The sequence below is a fragment of the Pedobacter sp. 10L46_2 genome (genome assembly GCF_056395165.1).
Genome location: NZ_JBFTIZ010000109.1, coordinates 1 through 11,833, shown reverse-complemented (window position 1 = coordinate 11,833; position 11,833 = coordinate 1). Strand labels below are relative to the sequence as shown.

Below are 11,833 nucleotides of genomic sequence, written 5' to 3'. Positions count from 1 at the left end.
ACGAAGCACTTGCATCAAGTGCATCCTCTCCTATCGGATTAACGTTATCTTTACTTGTTTTATTGATTGTTATAGGTTTTATTCTGCAACGATGGGTTGTACTTAGGAAACTTAGTTTTAAAGCTAGTCCGATCTGGTTACGGGGAATTGCCGTTATCATATTGGTTTTTTTAAATTTTCTCTTGATACGTGGCGGGTTAGGCGGTTCTCCAATTAATCAAAGCATGGCCTACTTTTCCAAAGAACAGGTTTTAAATCATGCTGCAGTAAATACAGAGTGGAACCTGTTGTCGAGCGCCCTTGCTGCCCGCATGACCAAGAATAACCCTTATAACTATTTAAGCAAGCAAGCAGCCGATGCAAATATTAAGGAACTTTATACTCCGGCAAAGGACACTACCATCAACATACTTACCACTAAACGACCAAATGTAGTCCTGGTAATCATTGAAAGCTTTACTGCAGATCTAACCAAAACACTGGGCAACGAGGATGGTATTACGCCTAACTTTGATACGCTAATACACAAAGGAGTGCTTTTTAGTAATATTTATTCCTCTGGTAGCAGAACTGACAAAGGATTGGTAGCCACTTTAGCTGGCTTCCCTACCCTTGCCGCTGGCAGCATAGTAAAATGGCCTGAAAAAATGCAGAAAATTCCCGGCATCTCTCAGCCATTTTTTAAAAACGGGTATCAAACCTCTTTTTTTTATGGTGGAGAATCCGAATTCGACAATTACAAGGCATTTATTTTAAGTCACAATTACCAAAAGTTGATTGACAAAAATAATTTTAAAGGTGGAAAAGTAACCAAATGGGGACAATTTGATGAGGCGGTTTTTGACAGGCAGATTGAGGATCTTAATAAAGAAAAGCAACCTTTCTTCTCTACCCTGCTTACCCTTACCAATCATGAACCTTATGCGCTTCCGGGCAATTACAAGTTTGGACAGGCTGATAACGTTACAAAATTTAAAAGCACCGCACATTATACCGATTCCTGTATCAACGCTTATTTAAACAATGCAAAAAAGGAAAGCTGGTATAAAAATACACTCTTTGTATTTATTGCAGACCATGGTCACCTTTTACCTAAAAATAGTCACGAAATTTATGTTCCTCAACGTTATCATGTACCCTTATTATTCTATGGAGATGTGATTAAAGACGAATGTAAGGGCAAAAAATTTGAAGATGTAGGAAGTCAGGCTGATGTGGCTGCCACAATACTTGGCCAGTTGGATATCAGTGCAAAGGAATTTGTCTGGAGCAAGAACCTCTTAAACCCTTATGCAAAACATTTTGCATTTTTTAGCTGGGATAATGGAATGGGCTTTATTGATAACCAGCAATGTGTTACTTTTGACAATGTGGGGAAGACCATATTATACAACAGCAATCCTAAAGATAAGGACCTAACTTTAAAAACCCTTAACACCGCCAAATCATACCTACAAAACGTTTATCAGCAATTTATAGAACTATAAAAATGAACTTCAAACACATTTTTTTTAAACTGGCTTTAGTCTTAGTTTTAGGACTTTTTGGAAAAGCCAATGCTCAGGATATCAAATGGGCAAAAGATGGCAATTCATACTATGAGGTGAGCCAAGGTGAAATTGTATCAATAAGCCTTCCTCTTAATGAAAGAAAAACCATTGTGAGCCGAAACTTGCTTTATTCAAGCGGTAATACAGGACTTGGTGAGATCAAAAGTTTTGAAATATCTGAAGACGGCACAAAAGTTTTACTTTACACCAATAGTAAAAAGGTTTGGCGCTATGAAACACGTGGAGATTACTTCGTTGCCGATCTGAAAACCAATCAACTTACTCAGGTGGGAAAAGATAAACCTGCCTCTTCGTTAATGTTTGCCAAGTTTTCTCCTGATGGGAATAAGGTTGCCTATGTAAGTAAGCACAACCTATATGTTGATGACTTAACGAGCAAAACGAGTAAAGCCTTAACTACTGATGGTACTGAAAGATTAATAAACGGAACTTTTGATTGGGTATATGAAGAAGAATTTGATTGCAGAGATGGATTCAGATGGAGCCCTGATGGTCAATCTATCGCCTATTGGCAAATTGATGCTACCAAAATCAAAAACTTTTTGATGATAGACAATACAGATTCTATTTATTCTTTTACTATCCCTGTAGAATATCCTAAAGTTGGAGAAAACCCATCGTCATGCAAAGTCGGTATCGTTAATATCGCCTCAGCAAAAACCAACTGGTTAGAAGTACCCGGCGATCAGATCCAAAATTATATTCCTAGAATGGACTGGATCCCTTCTAGCAATGAAGTGATTTTACAACAATTAAACAGAGAACAAAATGTAAGTAAACTATTTGTTGCTGATGCAAGCTCTGGTCAGGTAAAAAATATTTATACCGAAACGGATAAAGCATGGATTGATGTAGCGAAGGGATGGGACTGGATAAATGACGGAAAAGAGTTTATTTGGATGAGTGAAAGTGATGGCTGGCGTCACCTTTACCGCATCAGTAAAGATGGTAAAAAGCATACGCTGATTACACAAGGTAATTACGATGTTATCGAGAAATCATTAATAGATGAGAAAAACGGTCAGATCTATTTTATTGCCTCTCCAACAAATGCTACCCAGAAATATTTGTTTAAGACTAAGCTTAGCGGTGGAAAAGCAGAAATGGTTACCCCTTCTATACTAAAAGGTACCCACTCTTACGAGATATCTCCAAATGGAGTATTTGCGCGCCATACTTACCAAAGTGCTTCAGTACCTCCAATTACGGAATGGATGAAACTTACCACCTTAAATCCATTGACCATGGAAGGTAGTGTTACCAATCAGCTTGGACGAATGAGACCGCCAAAGAACAAAGTGGAATTCTTTAAAGTAACTACTGAAGATGGAATTGAATTGGATGGCTGGATGAAGAAACCGGATAATTTTGACCAGACAAAAAAGTACCCGGTTGTATTTTATGTTTACGGTGAGCCTGCTTCGCAAACTGTAACCGATACTTATGGTGCAGGTCGCAACTGGCTTTATGCTGGTGACATGCCTAAAGATGGCTACATCTATATTTCTGTTGAAAACAGAGGCGCCCCTGCTCCCAAAGGCAGAGAATGGCGTAAAAGTGTTTTCCAAAAAATAGGTACCTTAAATATTCGCGACCAGGCTATGGCTGCAAAAAAAATAATGGAATGGCCGTTTGTAGATAAAAACAGGGTAGCTGTTTGGGGATGGAGCGGTGGCGGCTCATCAACCTTAAACTTAATGTTCCAGTATCCGGAAATATACAAAACCGGCATCGCTATTGCAGCAGTAGGAAATCAGTTAACTTATGATAATGTGTATCAGGAAAGATATATGGGATCTCCATTAAAAACTAAAGAGGCCTATGTTAAAGGCTCTCCTATCACTTACGCTAAAAACCTACAAGGCAAGCTTTTATACATACATGGAACCGGTGACGACAATGTGCATTACCAAAATGCAGAGATGCTGATTAATGAACTAATCAAGAATAGAAAAGTATTTCAACTGATGTCGTACCCTAACAGGACCCATAGCATTAACGAAGGCGAAGGCACATCTGAGCACCTTGCGCTTACTTACACCGAATTCTTACAAAGGAATTGCCCTCCGGGAGGCAAATAATGTAAAGAAGTGACTGTATCATTAATACGATCGCAAAACAAATAGCATGATTTAGATTAATGATACAGTCTCTTTTTTAAAACCTTTTTGACCTGTATATCGTTTATATAATTGGGACATTTACAAGACAAAAACACCCAAAAAATACTGCATATTTGCCCAAAATCATGTAAAAAAGAAGATAGCATACATTTTTTTGTGCTTCCGAATGTTAGTTTTGCATAATTATGGCTCATAATTTGATAGTGTGTGATCGCTATCAGAAACCTGATAATAACACTCTAAATCGAACAATAGATATTAAGGCATATACATGGAGAAAAAAGCTGAGAGCCAGGAAACCTTAAATGATGAAGTAAAAACTCCTGGTAAGTTATCCAGGACGTTTATAACGCTTTATGACGTTTTTCAGTTTATTGGACGCTTCTTTAAAGAAGGCTTCTTGCCTCCTTACGAGGGAAAAGAACTAATGAAACAGTGTTATGACATTGGCTATCGTTCTTTAGCGTTGATCTCTTTAACCGGATTTATTACAGGTATCGTATTTACAAAGCAATCCAGACCGTCGCTTGCTGAATTTGGCGCCACTTCATGGCTTCCATCATTAGTAGGTATTGCACTGCTACGAACATTAGCGCCATTACTAACTTCGCTTATAGCAGCAGGAAAAGTAGGATCTAGTATTGGCGCCGAGCTGGGCTCAATGAGGGTTACAGAACAAATAGATGCTATGGAAGTATCGGCAACCAATCCATTCAAATTTCTGGTAACAACAAGGGTGCTTGCATCAACAATTACGATTCCTATTCTTACCTTTTATACCGCTATGGTTGGAATGCTGGGCGCATTACTAAATGTTTCTCTAAGTGAAGGCACAAGCGCAAAGGCATTCTTTCAATCGTCTCTTGAATCGATTACCTTTTTAGACATTACCGCGTCTACTATTAAAGCCGTGATATTTGGTTTTACAATTGGAATGGTGGGTTGCTACCAGGGATATAATTCATCAAAAGGAACTGAAGGTGTAGGTAAAGCGGCGAATTCGGCAGTGGTTATTGGTATGTTCCTTATATTTATCGAGGAAGTAGTTTCCGTACAGTTTTTTGGTTTATTCAGGACTTAATTTTTAAACTATGAAAGAAAAGAAGCCCTTGTCTGAACAAGAAAAAGTAATAGAAATTAATGGCCTGTATAAGTCTTTCGGCAATTACCATGTATTAAGGGGAGTAGATTTAGAACTTTATAAGCGCGAAAACCTGGTTGTGCTTGGAAAGTCAGGTACGGGTAAATCTGTATTGATAAAAATTGTGGTCGGCCTATTAGCCCCAGACCATGGGGATGTTAGGGTACTTAACCAGCATGTTGATCAGATCACTTATAAAGAACTGCTTGCTTTAAGATTAAAAGTAGGATTTTCATTCCAAAACAGTGCATTGTATGATAGTATGACTGTTAGAGAAAACCTGGTTTTCCCTTTAATCAGAAATCAGAAAAAGTTAACAAAGGGAGAAATAACCAGTGCGGTTGAAGAGATGCTGGATGCAGTTGGACTACTCCATACCATTAACCAGATGCCTTCGGAATTATCAGGCGGCCAAAGAAAAAGGATAGGTATTGCCAGAACATTGATCTTACGGCCTGAAATTATGCTTTATGATGAACCTACAGCCGGACTTGATCCGATAACCTGTTTGGAAATCAATAGCCTGATTAATGAAGTACAGGAGCGCTTTCATACCAGTTCGATCATCATTACCCATGATTTAACCTGTGCAAAAGCAGTTGGTAATAGAGTAGCCATGTTACTGGATGGCAAATTTGAGCGTCAGGGTACTTTCGAAGACGTGTTTAATACAAATGATGAACGGGTAAAACCATTTTACGATTACAATTTTATTCAATAGAAATTATGCAGGCAACAGACACACGCCGTAAGATTATAGTTGGAGCGTTTATTCTCCTGGGCATAGCGATATTTATTTTAGGGGTTTTCACATTGGGAAGTCAGAAAAAAGCATTCGTAAAGAGCTTTACAGTTGATGTTGTTTTCAACGATATTCAAGGACTTAAAACCGGTAATAATGTATGGTTTTCCGGTGTAAAAATAGGCACAATAAAAAAGATCCAATTTTATGGTACTTCACAGGTACAGGTTTTCCTTAATATTGAAGAAGAAGCACACAAATACATTCATAAGGATGCATCTGCCAGCATTAGTTCTGATGGACTAATTGGGAATAAAATCATCGTAATTACAGGTGGAACGCCAAAGTTCCCATTTGTAGAGGATGGAGACAGGCTAAGAGTAAATACCACTTTATCGACAGACGACATCATGAAAACATTCCAGGTGAACAACAAAAACCTGGTAGAGGTAACTTCTGATTTTAAGATTCTTGCCAAAAGCCTTGTTGAAGGAAAAGGCACAGCAGGCGCACTACTTACCGACGAACAGATAGCTACTGATTTTAAAGCGATTGTGGTAAACTTGAAGAACACCACAGCATCGGCAAACAAGATGGCAGCAGAATTGGATAAATTCTCAAAAACATTAAATACAAAAGGTGGTTTGGCCGACAAACTGCTTACTGATACTGCTGTTTTTGCCAAACTTCAGGCCTCTGTAAACGAATTACAGAAAACGGCAAGTTCAGCAGCCACACTTACAGAAAACCTGAATAAAGCATCTGGAAAATTAACACAGACAGACAATGCAGTTGGTGTATTGCTAAATGATCAAAAGACTGCAGAGCAGGTAAAATCAATTATGCTAAACATGGAAACCAGCAGCAAAAAGCTAGATGAAAATCTGGAAGCATTACAACATAATTTTCTTTTAAGAGGCTTCTTTAAAAAGAAAGCCAAAGCGGAAGCCGCGGCAGCAGAAACTAAAAAAGAATAATACCAGCCATTGAGGCTATCTAAAGTATATTTTAAAAGTAGTTCCCTTATTTACAACACTACTTACTGTTACTTTACCTCCCATGGCATCAATCTGATTCTTTGTAATAAAAAGCCCTACTCCTTTTGAGTCGGGCTTTTTATTAAAGGTCTTATACAATCCATAAAGTTCTTCGCCATATTTCTCCAAGTCTATTCCTATCCCGTTATCAGAAATCTGTAAAACAGTTTGGGAGTCCTCAATAAAGGAATCCAATTCAACAACCGGATTTCTGTCAGGATGGCTATATCTGATCGAATTAAAAATAAAATTTAATAAAATACTTTCCAGATAGGCAGGATTATAATTCACAATAACATCCTTAGGAACATTATTTTTAATAATGGCATTTTTTAAAACGATTTGATCATTCAATATATCAATGGTTTTATTAATGTAATTACTCAAACTTAGCCGCTCTTTTATCACATCTATACTGGTTTGGATGCTAACTACTTTATTCAAATTCAGCATGGTTTCATTTAACAGGCCTGATACAGTTTTAAGTACTTCAATCAGCTCAATCCTTTCCTCTTCAGAACTGGTCTGCCCTATTAAATTGGTAATAGCCTGAATATTAGAAGTATGCGATCTTAAGTTATGAGAAACGATATACGAAAAATTCAGGAGCCTTTTATTTTGCTCTGTAACCAGGTTAAATGAATGATTTAAGGCATCCTGGGCATGTTTATTCTCTCCCACATCAATCATTATACCCCTTAATAAAACTGGGTTATTATTCTCAGAGATTACGTTTACAATATCTCTTAGCCACACTATTGTCCCGTCCTTAGCAATCATCCTGTATTCAAAGTCATGCTGAATATTTTTTCTGGTAGAAACAGTACAATATTCAATAGCCCAGTCTTTATCATCAGGGTAAATGTGATCGGCCCAGAAAGTTGGAGACGACAACCATTCCTCAACAGAATAGCCTAAAATATCTTCAACCTTTTTGCTAATAAATGTAAATTCAAAAGTATTGGGGTCTGCTTCCCATACAATCCCATCAATGGTATTTATTAAAGATTCGATTCTCAATTGAGAATCCAGAACGATCTTTTCAGCAGCCTTCCGATCAGTAACATCCTCAATAATTACAATGTGGTTGGTTGGTTCACCATTATCATTCCACAAAGGTGTTTCCACAATATTACACCACTTTGTGTACCCCTCTTTGTGCAGATATTTTTTTTGAACTCTATATTCTTTAACACTTCCATTATTAAAATACTTAACATCGGCCCTCACTCCATTTGGGTGATTTGGGAGGGTTATGTTTTGAAAGCTCAAATTCAGCAATTCAGATTCTTTATACCCCAGTATATCACATAATTTCTTGTTCACCTGTAAAAACCTACCATCAGTTGGGGTTACTAAAGCTATACCAATAGCTGCCTGATCAAATATTGTTTTAAATTTTGTTTCTGTATTTATCAGTTTCAATTGCTGACTATCTACCAGGTTCTGTAGCTCAGTAGTTTTTTTAACTACCTGAACAACCAGCAAACTGGATAAAATGGCCAAACCAATACCAAAAAGCAAAGGATATATCAATTGAAAAGGGATTATCCTTTCGTGAGCGTTAATAACATAAAGCTTCCAATTGGTGCCAGCAAAAGATGTAGATTGATGATCTTGACCAAGAAAGTCCCTATCGCCTTTTAAAAAAAACTCCTCTTTTCCGGTAGCTATATCAACATTTGAAAATTGAAAGTAAAAATTATTGTTTTTATTATTATAAACACCAATACTATTAAAGAACGCATCTTGCTTAATCACTACAGCAGAAAAGCCCCAGAACCTATTTTCGCGGTATATCGGTAATCGGCCAACAATCCCCATTCCTCCTTGCTGTAATTCGTAAGGGCCGGCATAATACATCATTTTTGAGGCTATCGATTTGGTAGCCATTAACCTTGATTCTTCAGATTTTTTAAAAAGATCCAGATTCAATGCCAATTCATTGCCTTTCTTTGGATAGAGATACTTTATGATACCGTTAGGTAATAATTCTAACGCCTTATAATCAGAGTTGGATGCTATTAATCTATCCGCAACAGCATCAAAATTCTTTGGAATGCCCTTATCATTTAAGGTCATAGCAAGTGTTAAAGTAGCAGTATAGCCATTGTTCAATACCAATTGAACATTCTGCTTTACTACATTAAGTGCATTGGCCATCTCCAGGCGCCTACCCTCTTTAATTATCTGATATCTCTGAATTACCAATAAGCCTATCAGCAATAGCAAAAAAAAGAACACACACAAGCCAATCACTTTGGGCTTGCCTGACAGCCGCCCAATACACGCTGTAAATTTTTCTTTGAGACGCATCGCTTGTTCTTAAACAAATATAACTTTTTACTAACAAACTATTATCCAAGTTTATTTACTTTAGTAGCTATAAAAGCATATATGATTTTTTTAGAAAACGAACATATAAAAGCATCTTTAACAACTAAAGGTGCAGAACTACAAAAGCTAACGAGCAAAGAAACAGGCAGGAACTACTTATGGGATGGTAATCCGGATTATTGGGGTAAGTTTAGTCCTATACTTTTTCCAATAGTAGGCGCCATTAAAAATAACACTTACCTATTTGAGGGTAAAGAATATACACTACCACGACATGGTTTTGCAAGAGACAATCAATTTGAAGCTGAACAGATCAGTAACACAGAAGTTGTATTTACGCTTATCCAAAACGAAGAAACTCTAAAGGTTTATCCCTTCGATTTTAAACTAAAGCTGCACTATAAAATTACTGATGCAAGTTTATCCTGCACTTATATTGTTTTAAATCCAGGGAATAAAGAACTTCTTTTTTCAGTTGGCGGACATCCGGCCTTTGCCATACCAACCAATGAGCATATAAGCTACGATGATTATTTTTTAGAATTCAATAAGGACGAAAATCTTGTTTATTACAAAATCAATAGTGATCTGATTGATGAAGAAACCGAAATAATACATCTGCAGGATCACTCCTTACCCCTTACTCATCAGCTTTTTTATAAGGATGCGCTGGTATTTAAAACACTTAAAAGTGACTGTATATCAATTAAGAACCATAAAGACTCACATGGTTTACATTTTACCTTTAAGGATTTTCCGTTTTTTGGGATCTGGGCGGCTAAAGATGCAGATTTTGTGTGCCTGGAGCCGTGGTGTGGTATTGCCGATGGAATAAACCACAATCAGAACCTTAAAGATAAAGAAGGAATTATAGCACTGCCTCCAAAAGGGAACTGGGAACGCAGCTGGTCTATTGTGTGTTTTTAATCCTGTAAGGGCAATTCAACTATAAATGTAGAGCCTTTATCATGGCCATCACTTTCGGCCCAGATGCTGCCTCCGTGCGCCTCAACCAATACTCTTACTATAGAAAGGCCTAAACCAGTTGAGTTTTCGCCACCCGTAGGTTGTGCACTTAACCTGGTAAAACGTTGATACAACCTATTTTTGTCATCATCTGTAAGCCCCTGTCCCTCATCCTTTACCTCTATACGAACCTTATCTGGTAATTTCTTAACACGCACTTCTATATTTGTATTTGCCGGGGAATACTTGATTGCATTATTAATCAGATTATCCAGTATTTCCGACAATTTACCCTCATCGCCTAACAATATTACATCGTCCTGAGCGATAAAATTTAAGGTCTGATCCTTTCTTTCTGCAAGCGGGAGATTCATAGAAACCACATTGCTAACCAGAGAAGATAAATTCAGTTTAATCAGTAGCAACTGCACTTTACCTGCCTCTGCAGTACCGGAAAGCAGCAATTCATCAATAATACGAACCATATTTAAGCTGGCAGTTTTTATCTGTTCGCACATCTTGTCTACCATTTCCGGATCACCCTTTTTTAGTTTTATTAGATCTGCCCGCACAGGTATAGTAGTTAGCGGGTTTTTCAAATCATGTGCGGTAGTATTTAAGATTTGATTATGTTGTATTGCTGCAAGCCTTGATGCAAGCTTAACCTCAATCTGATCCATAACAAGATCCCTTAAATCACTTAAAATTGATTCTTCTTCAGGGCCAAATTTTCTTGGTTCACTATCAATAATGCAAAAAGCACCAAGGTTATAATTATCTGTCGTTTTTAGTGGAAGTGCTGCATAAAACCTCACGTCAAGGTTGCCCAGAGTCATCGAAGTATCTTCTATTGTGTATAAACCTTCAGAAAGCACTGCATTTGCACAAAGACCAACTTCGCGGCTTACCTCCTTAATATCTATACCATATTTTGATTTGAACCAGATTCTATCTTTATCAACAATACTAATAATAGCTACCGGCACATTAAATAGTTTTGCAGCTAATCTTGTTAGCTTATCAAAAGAACCATCAGGTGGAGTATCCAGAATTTCATAGCGGTGTAAGGCTTTTATTCGCTCTTCCTCAATTGAGAATTTACTTTGACTTAATTCTATGGCCATTTGAGACTAAATTGGAATTCATAAATTGGCTGTCAGTGCAATATAATACAATTCCAGATTAAACTGAAAGTTTATATTATTTAATTACAACGGTTTTTTTACTGGTCGAGTATGCATTAAAGACTCCCAGGGCTTTGTTATTAAAATTAGAAGGCGGATTAGCTGGTGCTACCGGCGGGCCACCTGCACCAGAATTTTGCCCTAAGCTATAAAAGTACTTGTAAACATTTCTATCAATGCATTGAAATTCAACCTCAATGGTATCTCCGCGAACCAGATCATTCAGGTCATAAAATATCACATTTGCGGCTTTATTACCATCATCAAATCGATCCTCACTTACTGCATCCTCCTCTATCTTACCTTTTACAGTTAAAATATATCGGTATTGATTTTGAATATCTTTTGGGTCATTATAATTAGCTGCCACATAAGTATTCTTTTCCCCAAAAAAACTAAAATCCTTAAAAGTCAATGAATCAAGTGGAACTTTAACTGGCATGGTAGAGCTGGCTGTATAAATTTTACCTTCGTAAGTAACATCTAATGTGTACTTCTTACCCGACTGCCCTCTAAATTTAGGACTTTGATACACACCTTTAGATACCTCAACATATTCCATAGTAGTTCCTTCTTCATTTCTCACGATCACTTTTGCACCCGAAACCGAATTAAATCTGTTGGGATCAGTAAAATCATATGTTTTAGAAACCATTATCAAATGGTTCTCAACTTTATCGCTAAGCCCTCCGTATATCACCAGTTGTGGCGCTGCATTGTCTAGCTTTAGAT

9 protein-coding genes are annotated in these 11,833 nt (G+C 37.3%); 6 read left to right on the top strand and 3 right to left on the bottom strand.

Going from position 1 to position 11,833, the window contains the following annotated elements:
* Positions 1-224: 224 nt before the first annotated feature.
* The 5 genes from AC1DDX_RS13605 to AC1DDX_RS13585 all read left to right on the top strand — a co-directional run bounded on the left by AC1DDX_RS13605 (position 225) and on the right by AC1DDX_RS13585 (position 6,554).
* Complete coding sequence (locus AC1DDX_RS13605) at positions 225-1,487, top strand: LTA synthase family protein (protein WP_477622154.1); 1,263 nt, start codon at positions 225-227, stop codon at positions 1,485-1,487.
* 2 nt (positions 1,488-1,489) lie between these two features.
* Positions 1,490-3,652 carry a S9 family peptidase gene (locus AC1DDX_RS13600; protein WP_172659128.1) on the top strand — a complete coding sequence of 721 codons (2,163 nt, stop codon included), beginning with the start codon at positions 1,490-1,492 and terminating at the stop codon, positions 3,650-3,652.
* A gap of 313 nt (positions 3,653-3,965) precedes the next feature.
* Positions 3,966-4,775 carry an MlaE family ABC transporter permease gene (locus AC1DDX_RS13595; RefSeq protein WP_172659129.1) on the top strand — a complete coding sequence of 270 codons (810 nt, stop codon included), beginning with the start codon at positions 3,966-3,968 and terminating at the stop codon, positions 4,773-4,775.
* A gap of 10 nt (positions 4,776-4,785) precedes the next feature.
* A complete protein-coding gene (locus tag AC1DDX_RS13590) occupies positions 4,786-5,556 on the top strand; it encodes an ABC transporter ATP-binding protein (RefSeq protein WP_337718166.1) in 771 nt (256 codons plus the stop codon).
* 5 nt (positions 5,557-5,561) lie between these two features.
* Complete coding sequence (locus tag AC1DDX_RS13585) at positions 5,562-6,554, top strand: MlaD family protein (RefSeq protein ID WP_172659131.1); 993 nt, start codon at positions 5,562-5,564, stop codon at positions 6,552-6,554.
* A gap of 15 nt (positions 6,555-6,569) precedes the next feature.
* Here the strand turns inward: AC1DDX_RS13585 and AC1DDX_RS13580 are convergent, their stop codons facing one another.
* Positions 6,570-8,930, bottom strand: coding sequence for a sensor histidine kinase (locus tag AC1DDX_RS13580; RefSeq protein WP_337718164.1), 2,361 nt, complete (start codon positions 8,928-8,930; stop codon positions 6,570-6,572).
* Between the two features lie 81 nt (positions 8,931-9,011).
* On the opposite strand from AC1DDX_RS13580, the gene AC1DDX_RS13575 reads away from it, so the two are divergent.
* Complete coding sequence (locus tag AC1DDX_RS13575) at positions 9,012-9,878, top strand: aldose 1-epimerase family protein (protein ID WP_288883940.1); 867 nt, start codon at positions 9,012-9,014, stop codon at positions 9,876-9,878.
* Here AC1DDX_RS13575 and AC1DDX_RS13570 read toward each other — a convergent pair.
* Both AC1DDX_RS13570 and AC1DDX_RS13565 read right to left on the bottom strand, forming a co-directional pair.
* The gene (locus AC1DDX_RS13570; RefSeq protein ID WP_172659134.1) at positions 9,875-11,041 is read right to left on the bottom strand and encodes a GAF domain-containing sensor histidine kinase; all 1,167 of its coding nucleotides are present in this window, start codon (positions 11,039-11,041) and stop codon (positions 9,875-9,877) included. The genes AC1DDX_RS13575 and AC1DDX_RS13570 overlap by 4 nt on opposite strands.
* Positions 11,042-11,117: 76 nt before the next feature.
* A partial coding sequence (locus tag AC1DDX_RS13565) for a DUF4249 domain-containing protein (protein WP_477622153.1) occupies positions 11,118-11,833 on the bottom strand: 716 nt, incomplete at its 5' end.

What these genes read in the sequence shown, in the direction of transcription:
- AC1DDX_RS13605 (WP_477622154.1), top strand. Translation starts at nt 225, where the DNA reads ATGGCCTACTTTTCCAAAGAACAGGTTTTAAATCATGCTGCAGTAAAT.
- AC1DDX_RS13600 (WP_172659128.1), top strand. Translation starts at nt 1,490, where the DNA reads ATGAACTTCAAACACATTTTTTTTAAACTGGCTTTAGTCTTAGTTTTA.
- AC1DDX_RS13595 (WP_172659129.1), top strand. Translation starts at nt 3,966, where the DNA reads ATGGAGAAAAAAGCTGAGAGCCAGGAAACCTTAAATGATGAAGTAAAA.
- AC1DDX_RS13590 (WP_337718166.1), top strand. Translation starts at nt 4,786, where the DNA reads ATGAAAGAAAAGAAGCCCTTGTCTGAACAAGAAAAAGTAATAGAAATT.
- AC1DDX_RS13585 (WP_172659131.1), top strand. Translation starts at nt 5,562, where the DNA reads ATGCAGGCAACAGACACACGCCGTAAGATTATAGTTGGAGCGTTTATT.
- AC1DDX_RS13580 (WP_337718164.1), bottom strand. Translation starts at nt 8,930, where the DNA reads ATGCGTCTCAAAGAAAAATTTACAGCGTGTATTGGGCGGCTGTCAGGC.
- AC1DDX_RS13575 (WP_288883940.1), top strand. Translation starts at nt 9,012, where the DNA reads ATGATTTTTTTAGAAAACGAACATATAAAAGCATCTTTAACAACTAAA.
- AC1DDX_RS13570 (WP_172659134.1), bottom strand. Translation starts at nt 11,041, where the DNA reads ATGGCCATAGAATTAAGTCAAAGTAAATTCTCAATTGAGGAAGAGCGA.